Genomic DNA, 21,483 nt, shown 5'->3' with positions numbered 1-21,483 from the left:
CTAACGGTTCGGGGTGGTGAGGGTTTCCGGGAGCAGGCTGGGGCGGTCGCGTTCCTGTTCGTCGAGCAGCGTGAAGTAGCGGCGGAGCATCAGGATGGCGGTGGTGGCCAGGCCCGCGGTGAGACCCCACCAGACACCCGAGGCGCCGAGCCCGAGTGGCAACGCGAGCAGCAGGGCGACGGGCAGGCCCACACCCCAGTAGCCGATCAGCGAGAGCCGGAAACCCGCATTGGTCGCCTTCAGCCCGCGCAGCAGGCCGGTTCCGATGTTCTGCGCGGCATCGAAGAACTGGAGCACGATGCCGATCAGCAGCAGTGTGTGCGCGATCCGGATGGTGTCGGCGTCGGAGGAGTTCAGGAAGGGCCGCAGCACCAGGTCCGGGGCGAGCACATACAGCGCACCCGTCACGGCCGCGACCACCGCCGCATGCCGCAGCGCGAGCCAGGCCACCGCGCGGGCGTGGGTGTACTCGTCGCGGGCGACGGCGTGGCTGACCAGGATCGAGGCACCGTGGGACAGGCCGATCGCCACCTGGAACACGATGTAGATGATCTGGTAGACAACGTTGTGCGCGGCCAGCGCCGCGGGCCCGATACTGCCCATGACCAGGGCAAGCGCCGAGAACATGCCGGCTTCGGAGCCGTAGGTGAGCGCGATCGGCAGGCCCAGCTTCAGCTCCGCCTTGACCGTCGCCGGTCGCACCGGCAGCGGACTCATCGGCAGCGTGCGGCCGAGCTGATCGTCGCGCCACACCATCGCCCAGAACACGCCGAAGGTGATCAGGAACACCAGCGACGTCGCGACGCCGATGCCGGTCAGTCCCAGCGCGGGCAGCCCGGCCCTGCCGTGGATGAAGCCGAGGGCCAGCAGCAGATTCAGCACCACCGATCCGAGCGTCACCAGCAGCAGCGCTTGTGGTCGCTGCATGCCGACGGTGTACTGGCGCAGCACCTGGAACCACAGACAGGGCAGCAAGCCCGGCGCGAGGGCGACCATCAGCGGACGCGCGTCGGCGAGCACGCCCGGGTCCTGTCCGAGCCAGGGCAGTGCCCAGCCGAGCCCGATCAGCACCGCGCCGCCGACGAGGCCGGCGACCGTGGCGATCAGGAAGCTCGACCGCAGCAGATCCCGGATCTCCTGATCGGGCGAGTCGCCGCGCTTGTCCGCGCCACTGACGGCCGTGGCGATCTGGTTGCCGCTGGCGGTGATCAACCCGACGCACATGGTGCGGATCTGGTTGAACAGCACGATCGCCAGGCCGCCCGCGGCGACTTGCCGCACGCCGAGCGTGCCCATCAATGCGATGTTGGTGGTCGACACCGCGATCTGCGCCAACTGGGTCAGTGCTATCGGCGTCGCGAGCGCGGTCAACCGCCCCCCGTCGCCGCGGAAACTCGACAGGTTCACCGAACCTCCTCGGGGGACGACGGAAGCGACGCGCTCATCGGTACCGATGCCGGCCGCTGCGCCGCCCCCGGACGGGACGGCGAGCTGGTCTCGCGTATGCCAGAGACCGCGGTCAGCATAGGGTTCGCCGTGCAGTGCAGAAGCCAGGACGCGCGGTCCGAGCGCTGTGGGCCGGGCTCACCGGGTCTCTACCAGGGCGCGCCGGGCGGCGGGCGCGTAGCGCCGCAGCATGTCGAGTACCTCGCGTTCGGTATCCGCGCTCAGCAGGTCCCGGTCGCTCATCCACTCGTCGTCGAAGACGGTGTCCAGGTACTTCTCCCCGCCGTCGCACACGATGGTGACCACGGTGGAGCCGGGCGGGAACTGTTCCAGCCGTGCGAGCGCGGCGTGCACCGAGCCGCCCGCGGACCCGCCGATCATCAGGCCGAGTTCGGCCGCCACCGCGCGGGCGGTCGCGAAGGCCGCGACGTCGGAAACCTTCACGCCTTCATCGAGTAGCGAATAGTCCACGGCGGTGCCGATGGTGGCGCCCGGCGGGGTGCCGGTGCCCGACTGCCAATACGGACCGCCCGGCCCGCCGAAGGCGATCGAACCGACTGGCTCGACGCCGATCACGTACGGGACGCAGCCGAGCTGGCGCAGCCGGGTCGCGGTGCCGAACAGCGAACCGCCGGTGCCCACCGCCGACAGCAGGATGTCGACCCGCTCGACATCCTCGAGCAGTTCCTCGGCCACCGCGTAATAGCCGACCGCGTTGGCGTCGTTGTTGTGCTGCTCGGTGAAATACGCGTCGTCGCGTCCGGCCGCCATCGCCTCGGCGAGGTCCTCTCGCGCCGAGGTGGCCAGGTTGTCGTCGCCGTCGTCGGCGACGTACACCAATTCCGCACCCATCGCTCGCATCGTGCGCAGTTTGTCCTTACAGGCGTGGTGGTCGACCACCGCGGTGAAGCGATACCCGCGTTCGGCGGCTACCACCGCAAGGCCGAGCCCGGTGTTCCCGGATGTGGATTCGATGATATGTCCGCCACTGCTCAGCAAACCCCGTCTCTCGGCGTCGAGCACCATTTCGCGCGCCATCCTGATCTTGGCCGCGCCCGTCGGGTTGAACTGCTCGAGCTTGAGCAGTAAGCGGGTGCCCGTCTCGGTCGCGGCCAGCTCGAACAGCGGCGTGCGGCCGATCAGATCCGTCACACGCGTGACGAGCGGCATTGATTTCTCCTTGTTCGTGTCGGGGGACGTGCGTGTCGGGGGGAAGTGGTGGTCAGCTACCGTCGCGGGTCCAGCGAAAGCGACCGCTGGGCGTGTCGTGCAACACGACTTTCGGCGGGATAGGCAGTTCGTGAAAGGCGGATTCGTTCGAATCCATCTGGTAGCCAGCGGTATTCGGGTAGATCAGCAGGTCGCCGACCGCGGCGCGGCGGGGCAGCGGCACCCGGCGCCAGCTGAGCATGTCGGAATCCAGGCAGGTAGCCGCGCCGACGCTGGTCGGCGTCGGCGCACCCGGGCGTTCGGGCCACAGCACCGGATCGGGCAGGTACTCACTGCCGAACCACTGCTCGGAGAGGCTCAGGCTGGTGCCGTCGACGGTGAGCAGCTGGTAGGGACGACCGTGCGCGTGTCTGGTCTTGCGGCCCTGCACCCGGAAGACGGTGCAACCCGCGTGCGCGAGCAGGGCGCGTCCGGGCTCGATCGCGAGCCGGATTGCATTGTCCCGCAACCGCTGAGCGAGATCATCGTGGTCGAGAATCTGGGCGAGCATGGCCGCGCCTGGCACCGCGAAGTGGTAGGGGTAGTACGAATCGAACGACCTCCCCGAATGGAACCAGTGCCTGCCGACCCGCTCGGCGAACGCCGCCGCCGCCGCTGCCGGAACGTAGTCGACGCCGAACCCGCCGCCGATCGACACGATTGCGGCCGGATGGCCGCGCGTGCGCGCGTGCAGGCAGCGAGCGATCAGCTCGCCCGCCAGGTCCGCGCGTGCCGCGGCGTCGTAGCCGGACAGGTGGAAGCTGAAACCTTCCAAGCGGATCGATGTGCGGGCACCGAATACCGTGAGTGCGGCGTCGATTTCGGCATCGGACATGCCGAATCGGCTCGCCGCGGCGGCGGGCAGGATGCGCAGCAGCACTCGCGCGGGCGTCGCGGGAGAACCCAGGGCCGCGAGCCGGTCGAGTTCCTCGAGATCGTCCACCGCGACCAATGCGCCGTGTCGGGTCGCCAACCACAGCAATTCGTCCGCCTTGGCCGGGCCGGTCACCATGAGCTCGGCACCGCGAACACCCTGTGCCAGCGCCGCGGTCAGCTCACCGACGCTGGCGACGTCCACGCCCGCACCATGCTCGGCGCAGGCGCGCGCGACACACGCGGCTTTGTTCGCTTTCTTGCCGTAGTAAACAGTGCCCTGCACCCCGGCTCGCACGAAGGCGGCCCGAAACTCGCGGATGTTGTGCGCGACGCGCGCCGGGTACATGATGTGGAACGGCCCGTTCATCGCAAAGGCGATGTCGCCCAGCAAGTTCGGATCGTCGAGCAGCTGACGCTCCCACGGGTCGAGATGCGCGGGCATCGGCGCCGCGCTGATCGAGTCGGGCGCGATGCCGATCGAGTCGGGCACGGCGTTGATCACGTTTGAGTCTTGCTCAACCTCAGCGATCGGATCCGTTGTGCCATCCAATATTTCGGTGAAACATCCGGTGGTCGATTCACTGCTGGCAGGGGCGGGCATGCCTGGCCGCTCGGGCGCAACGTTGATCACGTCGGAATCTGCCGCAACCGCATCGATCGGATCCGTTGTGCCACCCAATCTTTCGGCGAGGCATCCGGTGGCAGGGATGCCTGGCCGCACCGAGTCATCGACTGTGCCGACGACGGGTCCACTCGGTGTGGAAAAGGCGGTGCCGGCGTTCGCCTCTAATCCCATAGTGGTACCTCCGTACCACGGCCCTCGGCGATGGCCCGCTCGGCCAAAGCATGGGCAACCGCGATGTCGGTGAGCACCAGGCCGCTGTTGTAGACGAAAACGCGCTCCTCGTCCGAGCGCCGCGCCACCGCACGCCGGTTCAGGATCTGCGGCAGCTCGGCGTCCACCGCGCGCAGCGTTCCGTCGGGGCCGACCATGTCGGTGCCGGTCAGCGCCATCTGCTCAGCGCTGGTCGCGATCACCCGATCGGCGTCGACCAACGTCGAGGGCGCGAGCCCGTAACCGACCAGTACCGCGACCGAACCCGGTGCCAGATCCGTGGATTCGAGCGCGACCTCGGTGCCCGGTCCCGCGGTGGCCAGCACGACGTCCGCCGTCGCGGCCGCCGCGCGCGGATCTGTCACAGTCTCCAGCAGCGCGTGCGGGTAGTGCTCGGCGAGCCCGCGATGCACAGCTTGCAGCCCCTCGGCGTGCGTCCCGTAAACCATCAGTTTGCGCAGCTGCGGGTTCGCGGCGAGCAGATGCGGAAGTGCGTTGCGCCCCTGAGTCCCGGTGCCGATCAGCAGCACGCTTTCCGCGCCGCGCCGGATGGTCTCCCGCACCAGCAGCGCAGAGACCGCGGGGGTACGCAGCGCGCCCACTCTGGCGCAGTCCATCATCGCGATCGGCGCGCCGGTGGCGTCGTCGTAGAGCGTGATGGTCGTGTAATACCGCTTCGTGCTGCGGTCGTGGCCGGGGTCGAACTTGTAGGAGGTCTTCATCGCGACCACGCGTCGTCGGCCGTCGCGGCCGAGCATGGCATAGGCGACCGACCAGCCGTCCGGGTTCGCGACGCTGAGCTTGCGCGGGTTGTCCGAATCACCCGCTGCGAAGGCCAGGTAGGCCTCTTCCACCGCGCGCACGACTGCGGCGGGGGTGATCGGCACATCGGCCAGGTCGCTGCGGCTCAGCACCCGCAGGGGCGTGCTTCGGTCACGGGTGTTCAACGGGTCCTCGATCATTCGGTACTACTCGCTCTCGAGTGCCGGCCTCGACCGGCGGGATGCCCGCCGACCGGAACGGGGCGACAATGTGTTGCCCATAGCCATTCTCGTTGGTCTCTTCGGCCCGCCGCTGTCGTTCCGAAAGCCGGATGTTCACTCGCTTGAGCCATCGATCGGTGCCGTCGTACCGTGCGGTGAACGGCACCCGGCCGTGCACCGCGACGTCGTTGTCCACCAGCAATATTTCGCCGGGCGCGAGCGCGGCGGTCACGCAGACGCGTTCGAGCTCCGCGGTGAGTCGCTCGTAGGCCGCGCGGAATTCGGGGCCGGCGTCTTCGAGCGGGGTGTATGCCGGGTCGTAGCGGATGGTCTGCTCGGCCGGGCCGGTTGCGCTCCACAGAGTAGGAATCGCAGTGGCCGAGTAGGTTTCGTGTCCGGCGCCGTAGGAGACATCCGGCAGGATCGGCAGCGTCGGCGCGCTGAGAATCGCGCGCTGCTCGGGGGATAGCTCGATGTGGCGCACCGACGACACCGTGGTGCCGACCAGGTCCGGGTTGCGCAGGCAGGCCAGCATCAGCAGGTGGGCTCGCCGCGGATGGAACGCGTCCTCGGTGTGCGGGCTCAGCAGTGTTCTGCTGCTGGCGCCGGACTGTTCGTGCTCGTGACCGGCCGCGGGAACGATGTTGTTGACCAGCCGTCCGTCCTGTTGGCCTTGCCAGCCGAACGGCTCACCCGCGCTGCGGGCCAGCAGCAGCATGACGAGGTCGAATTCGAACGAGCATGCGCGCGCCGCCCGGTCGCCGCTCCACCGGGCGGCCTCCCGCCAGCTCGGCGGAGTCGGGCCGAATTCGTGGTCGGACACCGGAAGACAGCTGACGATCGTGGCTCCCGCCGCAGTGGCGGGCGGGCGCAGGGCATGACGGACCTCGGCGGGAAGTTCCGCGGCGCGGGTCTCGATCTGGGCGATCAGCGCGGGATCGGTGAGTCTTCGCGCGGTGGCGGCCGGATCGGCGAGTGTGGCGTCGAGTGTCGCGGATATTTCGCTCGCGAGCTCGCGCACCGCGGCACCCGCGGCTGCCGGGAGCTCGCGCCGTTCGAGATCTAGTGGGTGAAGCGTCTTACGTTCGGAGAGAACGCCTTTCACCGGGATTCCCTTCTTCGCATCGGTTCGAAAAGCAGGGTGACGATCGAATTGCGAAGGTATCGGGTTCCGCTAAGTAAAGCAAGCCTTACCTAAGTGCGCGGGAGAAAAATAGCCGATCTGCATAACTTGGATCCGTCGAGGCTAGGTCGTGGAGCGGGTGTCGGGAAGCGGTTTCGCGGGTTTTCCGGTGGTGTGCCCTCGGGCTGCCGTTTTACTGCCGGTATCGGCGAGTCGTCCGGAAGATTAGGCTAGCCTGTCCTGATTGACGTAGTGATCATGCCGGATCGCGGCGGGTTCGTCCAGGAAGAGGGGCAGCGCAATGGGTTTGAATCGACGGCAGTTGTTGCGGTCGAGTCTCGGCGTGGGGGCGGTGCTGCTGGTCGCCGCCTGTTCCGACGGCGCGGACTCCGCCGGGACGGCGCGGCGCGGGGGCACCCTGCGCGTCGGCGCGCTGGGCTCCTCCGCTCGGCTGGAACGCGATCCACACGGCAATCTCAGCAACGACAGCGACTTCCTGGTCACCTCGCTGGTCTACGACGCCCTGACCGTGCCGGGCGCCGACCCGAACGTCGCACCCCGCCTGGCCACCCGGTGGGAGCCGGACGCGTCCCGGCGTCGCTGGAGCTTCACCCTTGCCGAGAACGCGAGCTTCCATGACGGATCGCCGGTGACATCCGACGATGTGGCGTGGTCGTTGCGCCGGCTGCGCACGGTCGGCGGCGCGTCGAAAATGCCGGTGGCCGTCGAGGACATCACCGCAGACGGTCCGCACCGCGTGGTGCTCGCGGTGCCCGAGCCGAATACCCAGCTGCCGCTGCTGGTCCGGTTGATGACCTTCACGGTCAAGAAGGACACGACGGATTTCTCGAAGGCCATCGGCAGCGGACCGTTCCGGCTGGAGTCCTACCAGGACGGCAACGCCCGGCTGGTGCGCAACGAACAGTGGCACGGCACGCCGCCGCTACTGGACGCCATCGAGGTCACCATGTTCGAGAGCGTGACCGCCCTGGGCAACGCGGTTCTGGGCGGCCAGATCGACCTCGCCTCCAATGTCGGCGCCATTGCGGGCCGCACCGCCGACGGCCGCGGCGACTTGACGGTGCTGCGCCGCGCGCACGACACAGTGGTCGGCGTCGCCATGCGCACGTCCGACGGTCCGTTCGCCGACGTGCGGGTGCGCACCGCGCTGCGGCTCGGCGTCGACCGCAATGCCCTGGTCAACCAGGTTCATTCGGGCTACGGGACGGTCGCCAACGATATTCTCGGCACCGGCGATCCGGTCTACGACACCTCCCTCCCGCAGCGCACCCGCGACCTGGACCGCGCCAAGACGCTGCTGCGCGAGGCGAACTTCGACACCGGACGGACCTATCCGTTCGTCACCAAGGCCGAGGCGCCCGGCGAGGTGGAATCGGCGAAGGTCATCGCCACGCAGCTCGCCGAGATCGGCGTCCGGCTCGATGTGATCAGCCAGGAGCCGAACGCCTTCTATGACCAGACCTGGCTGAAGGCTCCGCTCTACACGATCTCGTGGGGCACCAACGATTCCACGCTGTTCTTCGCGAGCAAACTGCTGTCGAGCAACTCCAATCGCAACGAAACCGCTTTCAAAGACGTGGCTTTCGATTCAGCAACGGCCAAAGCGCTGGCAGCACAGAGTGACTCGGAATACAAGAGTAACGCGCAAGAGCTGCAGCGCATTCAGTACGACCGCGGCGGCTATCTGGTCTGGGGCATGGCCGACGGTATCGACATCGCCTCCTCCCGAGTGCGCGACCTACCCACGCTCGGCGGCTTCGCCCGGGTCCAGCTGGAAAGGGCGTGGCTGGCCGGGTGATCCCCTTCGTACGACTGCTGCTGCGGCGCGTCGCGCTGCTGGTGGCGCTGCTGGCTACCGTCTTCGTCGCGGTGGACCTGCTGCCGGGAAACACCGCCCGCGCGGTCCTCGGTCGCGAGGCTGCCCCGGAGCAGATCGCGGCCAAGGAACACCAGCTCGGGTTGGATCGTCCCCTGCCGGTGCGGTTCTGGGACTGGATATCGGGCGTCGCGACCGGCGATTTCGGCCGCACCGCCCGGGGACGTTCGGTGAACGAGTTGCTGGCCGACAAATTCCCGCCGACACTGCTGCTCGGCGGGCTCGCCTTGGCGGTGACCGTGTTCGCGTCGCTCGTGCTCGGCGCATGGTGGGCGACCCGGCCCGGCAGTGCGGCGAGCCGCGTGTTGCAGCCCGCGACGACCACGGCGGTGGCCATTCCCGAGTTCGTGATCGCGACGCTGCTGATTCTGGTGTTCGCGCTGGCCCTCGGCTGGCTGCCGGCGGTCACCGTCACCGACCGCTCCGGATTCCCGGCCGGACCCGACATGCTGGTATTGCCGGCGCTGGCGCTGGCGCTGCCGCAGATCGGCTGGAACACCAGGGTGGTGCGGGCCGCGCTGACCGACGCCGCCGCAGCGCCGCACGTGGAAAGCGCAGTACTGGACGGGCTTTCCGCCCGCCGCGTGCTGGTTCGGCACGTGCTGCCGTTCGCGCTGCCGACGATCGTCGCCAGCTTCGCCACCACGGTCGGGATGCTGCTCGGCGGTTCCCTGGTGGTCGAGACCATCTTCAACTATCCAGGTCTCGGCGCGGTGCTCGCCGGTTCGGTCGCGGACCGCGATACCGCGGTGGTCGCTGCGGTTGTGGCGCTGTCCGGGGTGGTCATGATGATCATGCTCGCTGCCGCTGACAGCATCCGTGCCTGGTCGCTGCGGGGGATGCGATGAGGTCATGGTCCATCGCATCCGCCATTCGCTTCGCTGAAACCGGAGCAGGCCGGAGAGGTGCGGGTCAGCGCAATGTCGCGGTGACGCAACGCGACCGGGACGCCGTGAACATCGCCGCCGTGGTCCACGCCGGAGCGGGTGACGCAATCATCGCTGAGCCTGGGTGTGTGCGCCAAACCTGCGAGCAGCTTCGGGCGGAGACCTTCATGGCCGGGGAGGTCGGCCGATGATCGGTCTGCATTCGAGCGATATCGCGAGTCCCGCGCGGCGGCGGCTCAGCTTGCTGGCTGTCGCGCCCGCCCTGCTGGTCACCGCGCTGGCGGCACTGGGGCCGATGCTCGCGCCGCATTCGGCCGAGGAGGCGATCGGGATGCCGTTCGGCGATCCCGGCGGCGGCGCGGTGCTCGGCACCGACCGGCTCGGTCGCGATGTGCTCAGCCAGTTGCTGGACGGCGGCTGGGGATTGCTGCTGTCGTCGGCGGTAATCGCGGTGCTGGTGACCGGGTCGGCGTGTGTGCTCGGCGTGGTGGCGGTCCTGCGCCCGCGGATCGGCGCGGTGATCGAACTCGGCACCGACTTCTTCATCCTGCTGCCCGCTGTCCTGGGCATCCTGCTCGTGCTGACCTCGTGGCCGGAAGCGGGCAGCGTCGGACTGATCGTGTTGGCGCTGCTGTTCGGGGCTCCCTATTGCGCACGGATCTTCGCGGCGGCCGCTGCCGGTGTCGCCACGTCCGGATACGTGGAAAGCGCGCAGGCGGCGGGCGAGTCGCTGCCCTATCTGGTTTTCCGGGAGGTGATCCCGAATCTGCGCGAAGTGCTGACGACTCAGCTGGGTCTGCGATTCGTGGTGGGGATCTACCTGGTCGCCACCGCATCGTTCCTGAATCTGCCGACCACGCTGGGCGCGAGCAACTGGGCGGTCATGGTGCGTGACAACGCCTCCGGCATGCTGCTCAATCCCTGGGCCGTGCTGGCGCCGAGCCTGGCGATCGCGATCGTCGCGGTGAGCGTGAACCTGGCCGTGTCGGCATTCGGACGAGGGGAGCGGGAATGAACGCCGAGTGGACCGGAGACAAGGGGACCGGGAATGGACATCGCCGTCACGAGGGAATCCGAAGTGTCGCCCGACCGCGCACCGATGCGGTGTGTGGCGATGAGTGACCTCGTACTGGTCGACAGTTTGACCGTCGTCGGCGCGAACGGGCAGGAATTGGCCGGTCCCACGACCTTCCGGATACCGGCGGGCACCGTCACCGCACTGACCGGTCCGTCCGGGTCGGGCAAGACCACGGTGATGCGTGCGCTGCTCGGGCACCTGCCGTCCGCTGGGGCGCGGGCCAACGGCTCGGCTTCGGTCGCGGGCCACGACGTGTTCGCGCTGAATCCGGATGCACTGCGCCGGTTTCGGCGACGGCACATCGCCTACGTCGGGCAAGACCCGGGCTCGGCGCTGAACCCGCTGCTGCGCGTGCGCGCCCTGCTGCGTGAGGTGGCGCCGGACGCATCCAAGGCCGCACTGGCCGAGACGCTCGAACTGGTCGGCCTGTCGCCGGAGTACCTGCACCGCCGCCCTGGCGAGCTCTCCGGTGGTCAGCAGCGTCGCGTCGCACTGGCCAGAGCGCTGATTCGGCGGACCGCTGTGCTGGTGCTCGACGAACCGCTCGCCGGGCTGCACGGCGCGTTGCGCACCGATATCGCCGGCCGGTTGGCCGAGCTCGCCCGTGAACGGTCGGCAGCGATCCTGCTCTCCGGTCACGACACCGCACTCGTGCACTCGATCGCCGACAATGTGGTCGAACTCGGGGCCGTCTTACCGGCGTTCGCGCCCAACCCCCCTCCGGTCCAGGTGCTGCGCATCGGAAATACCAGGTCGGCACCGGCTTCCGGCGTAGTCGTGAAATCCGATCATCGCTCAGCGGCACCGGCGGTACTGCTCGCGGTCGACCCGACGGATGCCGATCACACCGCACCACGGTCGATGCTCGAGGAATGCGGTGGTGGACCGGTATGCGACTGCCGTTGCGGGGAATCGGCTCCGGATCGCGAGCAACCTGGAGACGCGCTCGGCGTGACGCGGCTGCGGGCCGCCGAGCACAATGGCCGAGCCGTCCCCGAGGTCGTCTTGCGTGCCAGGGGAATCGGGGCGTCGGTCGACGGACACCAGACGCTCACCGGCGTCGATCTCGCGCTCGATGCGGGTACGGCGCTCGCGGTGGTCGGAGCTTCCGGCGCGGGCAAGACCACCCTGGCGCGGGTCATCGCGGGATTGCATCGCGGCGCGACCGGTTCGCTCGAACTGCGGGGGAAGCCGATCGCAGTGGGGGCGGACAGACGAATCCGCCACGGCGCGGGCGGTATCCAGCTGGTTACGCAAAATCCCCGATCGGCGCTCAACCCGCGGCGTACCGTGGCGCAAACGCTCGGTCGTCCGCTTCGTCGGATCGGGCGCGTCCCGCGACGGGACATCCCGCGGCACATCGCCGATCTCCTGGCGTCGGTCGAGCTTTCCGCGGACTCGGCGGCCCGATATCCGCACGAACTGTCCGGTGGCCAGCGCCAGCGCGTCGCACTGGCCAGAGCTCTCGCCGCCGAACCCGCCGTGCTGCTGTGCGACGAGATCACCTCCGCGCTCGACCATGCCAGCGCCGCCGCGATCATGGCCCTGCTGGACCGCATCCGCGCCGAGCATGGCACCGCTCTGTTGATCATCACCCACGATATGGCCCTGGTCGCCGAATACTGCCCGCGATTGCTGGTCCTCGATCACGGGCGCGTCGTCGAATCCGGCTGCACCAGAACGGTGCTCGCCGCCCCGACCCACACGGCGACCAGCGAGCTGCTGGTCTGAGCGGCGGTATGCAGTTCGGCCACGCTCGACGGCTGCGGGCCAATGGGCACCCGACACGCGCGCAGTGGTCTCGGTCACCGAATAGCCGTGCGCGCCGGTCGCCGTCTGGATCATGGGAGAGGTGTTGAAGAAGACCGGCGCCTCGGCCGCCGCAGTGGTGCTCCTCGGACTCGCCGGCTGCGGGATCGACCGCCCGCCGATTCCCGAGGGCATTCCGCCCGGTCCCGGTACTCCGGTGCCCGTCATCGATCTGGACGCCCCCGGCCGCGCCGCCCTCCAGTTGCGCCCCTGGGCCGACGAGCAGGCCGACCGGCTCGCCATCCCCTCGACCGCGCTGCAGGCATACGGCTACGCCGCGGCCGTGATGACCAGGGCCCGTCCCGACTGCGGCATCGCCTGGACAACGCTCGCGGGCATCGGCAGCGTGGAGAGCGGGCACGGCACCCACCGTGGCTCCTCGGTCGGAGACGACGGCGCGGTCCGCCCACCCATCGTCGGTGTCCCGCTGGACGGTTCGCCCGGCGTCGCCCTGATCAAGGACACCGACGGCGGCGCACTCGACGGCGACCCCAGCTACGAGCGCGCCGTCGGCCCGTTGCAGTTCATTCCGGAAACCTGGAAGCGCTGGGGCGTCGACGCCAACGGAGACGGCGTCGCCGACCCACAGAGCATCGACGACGCGGCGCTCACCGCCGCGCGCTATCTGTGCGCCAGCGGTGGCGACCTCACCTCCGAGCTCGGTTGGCAACGGGCCTTGCTGACCTACAACCAGTCGCGCGGCTACCTGCTCACAGTGCGCGATCGGGCCGCCGGCTACAGCGTCGGGCGCCGAGTCTGATCGGCTGTGCCCGATCAGCGGGCGCTCGCTGTCCGGCCCGGTTGCTCGCGCGGTGTTTGGTTGCGGTGCTCGCTCGAGTCCTGTGTGGCTGCGTGAGTTTCCGCTTTGGGCCGGATGCTCGCACTGTTTGGTTGCGGTGCTCGCGGGGGTCCTGCGTAATTACGCGAGTTTCCGCCTTCGGGCCCGTGGCTCGCGCGGTGTTTGGTTGCGGTGTTCGCTTGGGCTCTGCGTGGTTGGGCGAGCTTCCGCCTTCGGACCCGTCGCTCGCACCGCTGGGGTTGCTCGGAGTGCCGGTTACCTCCCGCGCCGCGAGGACGATAGGCTCGCAACGCACGGCCAATCCCGTAGTACCCACCGTGTCAGCAGCCGAAGGAGTGTCGTTTTCGTGGCCATCATCGAACAGGTCGGAGCTCGCGAGATCCTGGATTCGCGCGGTAACCCCACCGTCGAGGTCGAGATCGCTCTCGACGACGGCACCCTGACCCGGGCCGCTGTGCCTTCCGGCGCGTCCACCGGCGAGCACGAGGCGGTCGAACTGCGCGACGGCGGTGAGCGCTACGGCGGCAAGGGTGTGCGCAAGGCGGTGGAAGGCGTGCTCGACGAGATCGCCCCGGCCGTCATCGGCTTGGACGCCGTCGAGCAGCGCACCGTCGACCAGGTGCTGCTGGACCTGGACGGTACCCAGGACAAGTCCCGCCTCGGCGCGAACGCCCTGCTCGGCGTCTCGCTGGCGGTGGCGCGCGCGGCGGCCGAGTCCTCGGGGCTCGAATTGTTCCGCTATCTCGGTGGCCCGAACGCGCACGTGCTGCCGGTCCCGATGATGAACATCCTCAACGGCGGCGCGCACGCCGACACCGGCGTGGACGTCCAGGAGTTCATGGTCGCCCCGATCGGCGCGCCCACCTTCAAGGAGTCGCTGCGCTGGGGTGCGGAGGTGTACCACGCGCTCAAGTCGGTGCTGAAGTCCAAGGGCCTGGCTACCGGCCTCGGCGACGAGGGCGGTTTCGCGCCCGATGTGGCCGGCACCAAGGTGGCGCTCGACCTGATCAGCGAAGCCATCGGCAAGACAGGTCTGAAGCTGGGGAGCGATGTGGCGCTCGCGCTGGACGTCGCGGCGACCGAGTTCTACACCTCGGGCAGCGGCTACCAGTTCGAGGGCGTGGCGCGGACCGCCGAGGAGATGGCGCAGTTCTACGCCGAGCTGCTGGCCGGTTACCCGCTGGTGTCCATCGAGGACCCGCTGTCGGAGGACGACTGGGACGGCTGGGTGACCCTGACCGACCAGGTCGGCGACAAGATCCAGCTCGTCGGCGACGACCTGTTCGTCACGAATCCGGAGCGCCTGGAAGAGGGCATCGCCAAGGGCGCCGCCAACGCGCTGCTGGTGAAGGTGAATCAGATCGGCACGCTCACCGAGACCCTGGACGCGGTCGAGCTGGCGCACCGCAACGGCTACCGGACCATGATGTCGCACCGCTCCGGCGAGACCGAGGACACCACCATCGCCGATCTCGCGGTGGCCGTCGGCAGCGGTCAGATCAAGACCGGCGCCCCCGCGCGCAGCGAGCGCGTGGCCAAATACAACCAGCTGCTGCGGATCGAGGACGCCCTCGGCGATTCGGCACGCTACGCCGGTGACGTCGCGTTCCCGCGGTTCGCGTTCGAAGGCTGATCTCGAGTTAGTAAAGGCATGACATGACGGAGCGACGTGCGCGTGGGACCAGTCCAGCCGGACGAGGGGACCGCCGCACGTCGCACGCCCCCGGATCACGTCCGGCCGATGCCGCGCCCAAACGCGGCCGCCGACGGTCGGATTCCGCGGAGAAAAAGCCGGGGCCGCGCAAGCGCGGCCCGAATTCCTCTGCCGACCAGCACGAATACACCATCTTCGGGTTGTCCACCGGCAGAGCGGTGATCCTCGCGATGGTGGTGTGCGCGCTCGCGCTCACTCTCGCGGTGCCGATGCGCACGTATTTCACCCAGCGCGCCGAAGCGACGCAGCTGGCGCAGCAGCGCGAGGTGCTGGACGCGGACCTGGCCCGGTTGCGCGATCGTCGCGCGCAGCAGCAAGATCCGGCTTACATCCGCAGCGAGGCGCGGGATCGGCTTCGTCTGGTGATGCCGGGAGAGACGCCCTATATCGTGCAGGTGCCCGGTATCGAGGCGCCCGCCCCGCCTCCGGCGCCGACCAGAGCCAGGGAACCGGACCCCTGGTACACCGAATTGTGGCGCAGCATCTCCGAGCCGCAGCCGACGTCCACGCCACCGCAAGTATCGGAAGGATCCAGGTGACCGCACCCACCGACCAGGATCTCGCGACCATCGCCGAGCAGCTGGGCCGCGCGCCGCGCGGCGTGCTCGCCATCGCCTATCGCACCCCGGACGGGATCCCGGCCGTTGTGAAGACCGCGCCGCGCCTGCCGGACGGCACCCCCTTCCCGACGCTCTACTACCTGACCGATCCGCGGCTCACGGCGGAGGCGAGCCGACAGGAATCGGCGGGTGTGATGCGCGAGATGACCGAACGGCTCGGCGCCGACCAGGAACTGGCCGCCGCCTACCGCGCCGCCCATGCGAGCTACTTGGCCGAGCGCGACGAGATCGAATCGCTCGGTACCGATTTCACCGGCGGGGGAATGCCCGAGCGGGTCAAGTGTCTGCACGTGCTGATCGCGCACGCGCTGGCCAAGGGCCCGGGCGTGAACCCGCTCGGCGACGAGTCGGTGGCGCTGGCCGCCGAGCACGGACTGCGCGGCACCGCGATTCCGCACGACTGGCCGAAGTATCAACCGGCCGGTCCGCGAGAGACTGGAGGCAGCAATGAGTAACCGGGTAGCCGCCGTGGACTGTGGCACGAACTCCATCCGCCTGCTGATCGCCGATGTGCTCGGCGATGGACGCCTGGCCGACGTGCACCGGGAGATGCGTATCGTCCGGCTCGGCCAGGGCGTCGACGCGACCGGTTCGCTCGCCCCGGCGGCGATCGAACGCACTCGCGCCGCGCTGGCCGACTACGTGACGCTGATGCGCGAGGCGGAGGTCGGCCGTGTGCGCATGGTGGCCACTTCCGCCACCCGGGACGCTGCCAACCGGGAAGATTTCTTCGCCATGGCGCGCGCCGAACTCGGCGCCGTGGTGGCGGGCGCCGAAGCTGAGGTGATCACCGGTGACGAGGAGGCGCGGCTGTCCTTCTCCGGCGCCATCGGCGAATTGTCCAGCGCGGCAGCGCCTTTCGTGGTCGTGGATCTGGGTGGAGGATCGACCGAGCTGGTATTCGGCGACAGCGCGGGCGTGCGGGCCGCGTTCTCCGCCGATATCGGGTGCGTCCGGATCACCGAGCGTTGCCTGGCGGGCAATCCGCCGACCGCTGAGCAGATCGCCGCCGCACGTGCTTTCGCCGGCGAGCGGCTCGCGGAGGCGTTCACCCATGTGCCCGTGGAAGGAGCGCACACCTGGGTCGGCGTGGCCGGAACCATGACCACCCTCGCCGCGGTGGCACTGGATCTCCCGGAATACGACTCGGAGAAGGTCCACCTCACCCGGCTCAGCCTGAACCAGGTGCACGACGTCTGCGGCAGGCTGATCGCCATGGACCACGACCAGCGCGCGGCGCTCGGCCCGATGCATCCGGGCCGGGTCGACGTGATCGGCGGCGGGGCGGTCATCACCGAGGTGCTGGCGGAGGAATTGTTCCGTCGCGCGGGCATTTCCGAGCTGGTCGTCAGCGAACACGACATTCTCGACGGTATCGCCCTGTCCATCGCCTGAGCCGCGTCAGGTGGTCGGGACGTCCTGGCCCGCACCGACTTCGCCGCGCGTCGCGGCGCGTCGCGCCTTGCCGACCGCGATATCGGCGAGTCTGGACAGCGATTCCTTGTTTCGCGGTACCAGCAGTAGTTCTTGGACGGTGGTGGGTATCAGAGCGCCGAGCCCGTGTTTCGAGTGCTCGTACATGCGGATCTCGGTGTCGCCGGACGCCGTGGCGACGAGTTCCAGGCGAATCCACGCCGAGCCGAGCGGCCGCAGCTTGGCCTCCAGCTCGAGCATGCGCGGCGGGGCCATCGCGACCACCTCGGTCGTATCGTCCACGGTCAACGGCCACACACCTGCGCTGTAGTGCAGCTTGGAGCCGACCGCGGGCCAATCGTCATCGACCTCGCGGATGTGCGTCGCGCCGACCACCCAGGCCGAGAACAGCCACCCGTCGGCCAAGATAGCGAAGATCCGCTCGGGTGATGTCGGGATAATGGTTTCCACGTGAACCATCAGCACAATGCTTTCTCGAGTACGGGGATCGGGGCGATCGCGCTGTTCGGCCTCTCCTGGTGCGGAGTGCCCGGTCGTGCCGGAAGCAAACCCGCGACAAATTCCTGAACAGAACAAACGAATATGCTCGAAAAGCCGCTGGTCGTGAAATTGTCAGTAGATGGTTGATACGGCAACATCGCGGGGAATCGAAAGCGCCACGGATGCTCAGTCCCCCGCGCGCCACGACCGCTCCGGTAATGCCGAAGTAGACGACTCGTTTCGTGGCGGGCGTACCGCGACGCGCCGCCGGGTACCGAAGACATGCACATCAGCGCTGATGAAGGAGAAGCCGTGACGAACCCAAGGCCACAAGCCGAGACGGGTACGGTCTCGTCTCGATGGGCCGGCATATTGCGTACCAAGTCCATCGAGCAGTCGATCCGTGACACCGACGAGCCCGACTCGAAACTCCGCAAGGACCTGACCGCTTGGGACCTCACCATCTTCGGCGTTGCCGTGGTGGTCGGGGCGGGGATCTTCACGCTCACCGCACGCACCGCGGGCGAGGTCGCTGGGCCTTCCGTCTCGCTCGCGTTCGTCTTCGCCGCGATCGCCTGCGGGTTGACCGCGCTGTGCTACGCGGAGTTCGCCTCGACCGTTCCCGTGGCGGGCAGCGCGTACACCTACTCCTACGCCACCTTCGGCGAGCTCGTCGCCTGGATCATCGGCTGGGACCTGACCCTGGAGTTCGCGCTCGCCGCCGGGGTGGTCGCGAAAGGCTGGTCGCAGTACCTCGGTGAGGTGCTCGGCACCACGCCGATCGCGCACTTCGGTCCGGTGAGCTTCGACTGGGGCGCGGTATTGCTGATCACGATGCTCGGCGTGCTGCTCGCGACTGGCACCAAGGTGTCCTCGCGGGTGTCGGCGGTGGCGGTGGCCATCAAGCTCGGCGTGATCGCACTCGTGCTGGTCGTCGGGGGCACCTACTTCAAGTCCTCGAATCTGTCGCCGTACATCCCGCCATCCCAGACCGGCGAGCGCGGCGAGGGGCTGCGGCAATCGCTGTTCTCGTATCTGACCGGCGCCGGGCACAGCAACTTCGGCTGGTACGGCCTGCTCGCCGCGGCCAGCCTGGTGTTCTTCGCATTCATCGGCTTCGACGTCGTCGCCACCGCGGCCGAGGAGACCAAGAACCCGCAGCGCGCGGTGCCACGCGGCATTCTGGGCTCGCTGCTCATCGTCACCGTGCTGTACGTCGCGGTATCGCTGGTGCTCACCGGCATGGTGTCGTACACCGAGCTGTCCGGCAACGACGCCACACTGGCCACGGCCTTCGCGATTCACGGTGTGACCTGGGCGAAGAACATCATCTCGATCGGCGCCCTCGCCGGGCTCACCACGGTTGTGATGGTGATGTACCTCGGGCAGACCCGGGTGTTGTTCGCGATGGCGCGCGACGGCCTGGTGCCGCGCAAGCTCGCACACACCGGTCGGCACGGCACGCCGGTTCGCATCACCGTGCTCGTGGGCGTCGTGTGCGCCCTGCTGGCCGGTTTCGTCGACTTCGGCACGCTGGAAGAGATGGTCAATATCGGGACGCTCTTCGCGTTCGTGCTGGTGTCGGTGGGTGTGCTCATCCTGCGTCGCACCCGGCCCGACCTGCCGCGCGGTTTCCGCGTCCCGCTCGTGCCGCTGATTCCCGTCCTCGCCGTGCTGTCGTGCCTGTGGTTGATGCTGAACCTGTCGGTAGAGACCTGGTTGCGGTTCCTGGTGTGGATGGTGATCGGGTTCGTCGTCTACTTCGGCTACTCCCGGCGTAACTCCGTGCTCGGGAAGACCGCGGTGAGTTAGCGCCCCGTTCGGTCTATCGAGTGTGTCGGCGGATAGCCTGGCGCGGTGTCGCAGCGTGAGTTGGTTGTTCTCGGGACCGCTAGCCAGGTTCCGACGAAACAGCGAAACCACAACGGATATTTCCTGCGGTGGGATGACGAGGCAATCCTTTTCGATCCGGGAGAGGGGACGCAGCGGCAGATGACTTATGCCGGTGTCTCCGTCACGGGGCTTACGCGGATCGCTATCACCCATTTCCACGGCGACCACAGTCTCGGGCTGGCCGGGGTGGTGCAGCGGATCAACCTCGACCGGGTGCCACATCCGGTCGACGTGTGGTTTCCGGCTTCGGGCGCCGCGTACTACGACCGGCTGGTCAACGCGACTTCCTACTATCACCGAGCCGAGCTTCGGCCGTGCCCCGTGATGGGCCCCGGCGTCGTGGATGTGCCCGAGGCGCCGTTCACGGTCACTGCGGTCCGGCTCTCACACCCGGTCGACACCTTCGGCTACCGGCTCAGCGAACCGCCACGTCGGCGGATTCTGCCCGACCGGCTGCGCGCCCTCGGATTGCGCGGCCCGGTCATCTCCGAACTCCAACGGCGCGGCAGCGTCGAGTTCGGCGGTCGCACAATCACTCTGGACGAGATCAGCGAGCCGCGGCCCGGCCAGAGCTTCGCTTTCGTCATGGACACTCGGCTGTGCGCCGGCGTCCAGGAACTCGCCGCCGACGTCGACATGCTCGTCATCGAGGCAACCTTCCTGGACGCCGACGAAGAACTCGCCACCGAATACGGTCACCTCACCGCGGGCCAGGCCGCCCGAGCCGCGGCCGACGCCGGGGTCCGCACCCTGGTCCTCACCCATTTCTCCCAGCGCTACCGCGATCTCGACGAGCACCTGACCGAAGCCGCGAAGTACTTCCCCGGTGAGGTGCACATCGCCACCGACCTCGCCCGAATTCCACTGCCGCCCCGTCGCTGACATACCGAGACCGACACGCGCCCAGCCAAATTTCCGCGCCCAGCCCGGCGGCGGACGGTAACACCAGCCCGCCACCGCCGATCTAATCCTCTGGGACGCCTGCCCGAGCCACCCGGCCGGCCACGGCAGACGCCCGCCACCCCGACGAATTGTCGGAATTCCGGTACAGCCGTACGACTCGGTACGCTGTCCAGGAAGCCCCTATAGCCCAATTGGCAGAGGCAGCGGACTTAAAATCCGCCCAGTGTCGGTTCGAGTCCGACTGGGGGCACCACAAAACCGCCAGGTAAGTCTTCTTCTTCGTGGCTCACTTCGCCCGAGTTGCCGCCCTCAGTCCGCAGTGGGTCCGCAGCAGCTGCGAGCGCCCCCGGTTCATTGCGTCCGCGACCGTCGCGAGGGCTTTCGCCGCCAGGACAACAAACGGCATCGAGGCTGCGTTCGTCGCGATCGAAGTTGAAACCGTCCGAACAGCCCGCCAAACCTCATACGTCCACAGTGTGATTCGCGCCGCTGCGAGCCCATCGCACACCGTCGCCATCGTCAGCAACAACTCGGCCACAGCGATCCAGATCTCCCTCGATGCCCGCAGCCTCGAGTTCGCCGGAATCTTCGCCCGTAGTGGGGCGGATGTCCAGCAGCTAAAGCCGACGCCATACCTCCTACAGCAAGCCATCAACACACTCGGCGTGACGACGGACGAGTGCGTGTTCGTCGGCGATTCGATCACCGACATCCAAGCGGCACACGCCCCCTGTCATCGTATTCGTCAACAAGCCTGGCAAGGCCGAATGGTTCGCCCGGTGGCAACCAACCGCGACCATCAACACGATGGCCGAGCTATTGCCAGGGTTGCCCTCTGCAGCCGATCGGCAGGCCGTAGACGCATCACAGCCGCATAATCTAGAATTCTGGAGTCACGCGAGTGATGCTGAGCGGTGGGACCGCCCCGTATGACGGCCCCACCTGGTGGGTTAGCTAGTCCACACTCGGCGGACCAGCATGAGCGCCCCGGCGATCACGGCAGCACCGACCAAGACGATGCCGTAATCGACCGGGGCCTTGCTCTTTCTCCGGCGATGTTTCGCCATCCCCACCACCTCCTTCCTGGGCGCGGTGTGTGGACCAAGTCCACCGCCCCTCGGCTGGAGGTGCATCCACCCTACGGGATTCATCCGACAGGAACCGTTGAACCGCAACCGTTTCCAGCCGCATGCCAGGACGTCGTGCACCGCCTGCAGCGATGCCACCCACATTCAGGACGACCGGGATACCGCATCGAGCGCGCCGCACGTGGTGCGAATGTCGGGCTTCACTTGATCCTTGACGTTTTGGCTGCACTGGAGCCTTGACGTCGGACCTTAGGCAGGTTAGTACTGCCACGGACACTTGTTAAAGCGTTTGTCCGTCGCGGGGATCAGCGGCTAACGTTCGCGAACGTCCTCGCCCAAGGCGCGCTGGCTCCGGATGAATGCGCCCCGTTTGGAGGGGTTGGCAGCCCGTTCGAGCCGGGCCGAGTCC

At 68.2% G+C, this 21,483-nt stretch carries 18 protein-coding genes and 1 tRNA gene; 13 read left to right on the top strand and 6 right to left on the bottom strand.

Annotation, left to right across the window (positions count from 1 at the left end; translation table 11 throughout):
* The 5 genes from ACT86A_RS09945 to ACT86A_RS09925 form a co-directional block, all read right to left on the bottom strand.
* On the bottom strand, positions 1-1,407 hold the full coding sequence (locus tag ACT86A_RS09945; RefSeq protein ID WP_445091744.1) for an MATE family efflux transporter: 1,407 nt from the start codon (positions 1,405-1,407) through the stop codon (positions 1-3).
* Positions 1,408-1,584: 177 nt separating this feature from the next.
* Positions 1,585-2,616: a PLP-dependent cysteine synthase family protein gene (locus ACT86A_RS09940; protein ID WP_445091743.1), complete on the bottom strand. Its 1,032-nt coding sequence runs from the start codon at positions 2,614-2,616 to the stop codon at positions 1,585-1,587.
* A 52-nt stretch (positions 2,617-2,668) separates the two neighbouring features.
* Positions 2,669-3,973 carry an alanine racemase gene (locus ACT86A_RS09935; protein WP_445091879.1) on the bottom strand — a complete coding sequence of 435 codons (1,305 nt, stop codon included), beginning with the start codon at positions 3,971-3,973 and terminating at the stop codon, positions 2,669-2,671.
* 344 nt (positions 3,974-4,317) lie between these two features.
* Positions 4,318-5,328, bottom strand: a complete 1,011-nt coding sequence (locus tag ACT86A_RS09930) for an ornithine cyclodeaminase family protein (protein WP_445091742.1) — start codon at positions 5,326-5,328, stop codon at positions 4,318-4,320.
* Complete coding sequence (locus ACT86A_RS09925; RefSeq protein ID WP_445091741.1) at positions 5,300-6,454, bottom strand: TauD/TfdA family dioxygenase; 1,155 nt, start codon at positions 6,452-6,454, stop codon at positions 5,300-5,302. The genes ACT86A_RS09930 and ACT86A_RS09925 overlap by 29 nt, the downstream gene beginning before the upstream one ends.
* Positions 6,455-6,773: 319 nt before the next feature.
* On the opposite strand from ACT86A_RS09925, the gene ACT86A_RS09920 reads away from it, so the two are divergent.
* The 9 genes from ACT86A_RS09920 (at position 6,774) to ACT86A_RS09880 (ending at position 16,671) form a co-directional block, all read left to right on the top strand.
* The gene (locus ACT86A_RS09920; protein ID WP_445091740.1) at positions 6,774-8,291 is read left to right on the top strand and encodes an ABC transporter substrate-binding protein; all 1,518 of its coding nucleotides are present in this window, start codon (positions 6,774-6,776) and stop codon (positions 8,289-8,291) included.
* Complete coding sequence (locus ACT86A_RS09915) at positions 8,288-9,217, top strand: ABC transporter permease (protein WP_445091739.1); 930 nt, start codon at positions 8,288-8,290, stop codon at positions 9,215-9,217. Before ACT86A_RS09920 ends, ACT86A_RS09915 begins: the two co-directional genes overlap by 4 nt.
* Before the next feature lie 226 nt (positions 9,218-9,443).
* Positions 9,444-10,271 (top strand): ABC transporter permease, encoded by an 828-nt coding sequence (locus tag ACT86A_RS09910; RefSeq protein WP_445091738.1) that lies wholly within the window; start codon positions 9,444-9,446, stop codon positions 10,269-10,271.
* Positions 10,272-10,304: 33 nt separating this feature from the next.
* Entirely contained in the window at positions 10,305-12,065 is a 1,761-nt protein-coding gene (locus ACT86A_RS09905; protein WP_445091737.1) for an ABC transporter ATP-binding protein, read from the top strand.
* A 112-nt stretch (positions 12,066-12,177) separates the two neighbouring features.
* The gene (locus tag ACT86A_RS09900) at positions 12,178-12,903 is read left to right on the top strand and encodes a lytic transglycosylase domain-containing protein (protein WP_445091736.1); all 726 of its coding nucleotides are present in this window, start codon (positions 12,178-12,180) and stop codon (positions 12,901-12,903) included.
* Positions 12,904-13,288: 385 nt separating this feature from the next.
* Positions 13,289-14,575, top strand: a complete 1,287-nt coding sequence (eno, locus tag ACT86A_RS09895; protein WP_445091735.1) for a phosphopyruvate hydratase — start codon at positions 13,289-13,291, stop codon at positions 14,573-14,575.
* Positions 14,576-14,598: 23 nt separating this feature from the next.
* The gene (locus ACT86A_RS09890) at positions 14,599-15,195 is read left to right on the top strand and encodes an FtsB family cell division protein (RefSeq protein ID WP_445091734.1); all 597 of its coding nucleotides are present in this window, start codon (positions 14,599-14,601) and stop codon (positions 15,193-15,195) included.
* Positions 15,192-15,731: a DUF501 domain-containing protein gene (locus ACT86A_RS09885; protein ID WP_445091733.1), complete on the top strand. Its 540-nt coding sequence runs from the start codon at positions 15,192-15,194 to the stop codon at positions 15,729-15,731. The genes ACT86A_RS09890 and ACT86A_RS09885 overlap by 4 nt, the downstream gene beginning before the upstream one ends.
* Positions 15,724-16,671, top strand: a complete 948-nt coding sequence (locus ACT86A_RS09880) for a Ppx/GppA phosphatase family protein (RefSeq protein ID WP_445091732.1) — start codon at positions 15,724-15,726, stop codon at positions 16,669-16,671. Before ACT86A_RS09885 ends, ACT86A_RS09880 begins: the two co-directional genes overlap by 8 nt.
* A gap of 6 nt (positions 16,672-16,677) precedes the next feature.
* Here the strand turns inward: ACT86A_RS09880 and ACT86A_RS09875 are convergent, their stop codons facing one another.
* On the bottom strand, positions 16,678-17,169 hold the full coding sequence (locus ACT86A_RS09875; RefSeq protein WP_445091731.1) for an SRPBCC family protein: 492 nt from the start codon (positions 17,167-17,169) through the stop codon (positions 16,678-16,680).
* Between the two features lie 333 nt (positions 17,170-17,502).
* Between ACT86A_RS09875 and ACT86A_RS09870 the strand changes: the two genes are divergently transcribed.
* From ACT86A_RS09870 to ACT86A_RS09855, 4 genes are all read left to right on the top strand, one after another.
* The gene (locus ACT86A_RS09870) at positions 17,503-19,002 is read left to right on the top strand and encodes an amino acid permease (protein ID WP_445091730.1); all 1,500 of its coding nucleotides are present in this window, start codon (positions 17,503-17,505) and stop codon (positions 19,000-19,002) included.
* A 45-nt stretch (positions 19,003-19,047) separates the two neighbouring features.
* Positions 19,048-19,965, top strand: a complete 918-nt coding sequence (locus ACT86A_RS09865; RefSeq protein ID WP_445091729.1) for a ribonuclease Z — start codon at positions 19,048-19,050, stop codon at positions 19,963-19,965.
* A gap of 197 nt (positions 19,966-20,162) precedes the next feature.
* Positions 20,163-20,239 (top strand) — tRNA-Leu (locus ACT86A_RS09860).
* Positions 20,240-20,267: 28 nt separating this feature from the next.
* Entirely contained in the window at positions 20,268-20,864 is a 597-nt protein-coding gene (locus ACT86A_RS09855) for an HAD family hydrolase (protein ID WP_445091728.1), read from the top strand.
* The last annotated feature ends 619 nt before the right edge of the window (positions 20,865-21,483 follow it).

It is taken from the genome of Nocardia glycosmidis (genome assembly GCF_052545115.1).
Note: the sequence above shows the minus strand (reverse complement) of the source record. Positions and strands in the feature narration are given on the sequence as shown.

Coding starts and splice junctions, on each gene's coding strand:
- ACT86A_RS09940 (WP_445091743.1), bottom strand. CDS start 2,616: ATGCCGCTCGTCACGCGTGTGACGGATCTGATCGGCCGCACGCCGCTG.
- ACT86A_RS09935 (WP_445091879.1), bottom strand. CDS start 3,973: ATGCCCGCGCATCTCGACCCGTGGGAGCGTCAGCTGCTCGACGATCCG.
- ACT86A_RS09930 (WP_445091742.1), bottom strand. CDS start 5,328: ATGATCGAGGACCCGTTGAACACCCGTGACCGAAGCACGCCCCTGCGG.
- ACT86A_RS09920 (WP_445091740.1), top strand. CDS start 6,774: ATGGGTTTGAATCGACGGCAGTTGTTGCGGTCGAGTCTCGGCGTGGGG.
- ACT86A_RS09910 (WP_445091738.1), top strand. CDS start 9,444: ATGATCGGTCTGCATTCGAGCGATATCGCGAGTCCCGCGCGGCGGCGG.
- ACT86A_RS09905 (WP_445091737.1), top strand. CDS start 10,305: ATGGACATCGCCGTCACGAGGGAATCCGAAGTGTCGCCCGACCGCGCA.
- ACT86A_RS09900 (WP_445091736.1), top strand. CDS start 12,178: ATGGGAGAGGTGTTGAAGAAGACCGGCGCCTCGGCCGCCGCAGTGGTG.
- ACT86A_RS09890 (WP_445091734.1), top strand. CDS start 14,599: ATGACGGAGCGACGTGCGCGTGGGACCAGTCCAGCCGGACGAGGGGAC.
- ACT86A_RS09880 (WP_445091732.1), top strand. CDS start 15,724: ATGAGTAACCGGGTAGCCGCCGTGGACTGTGGCACGAACTCCATCCGC.
- ACT86A_RS09875 (WP_445091731.1), bottom strand. CDS start 17,169: ATGGTTCACGTGGAAACCATTATCCCGACATCACCCGAGCGGATCTTC.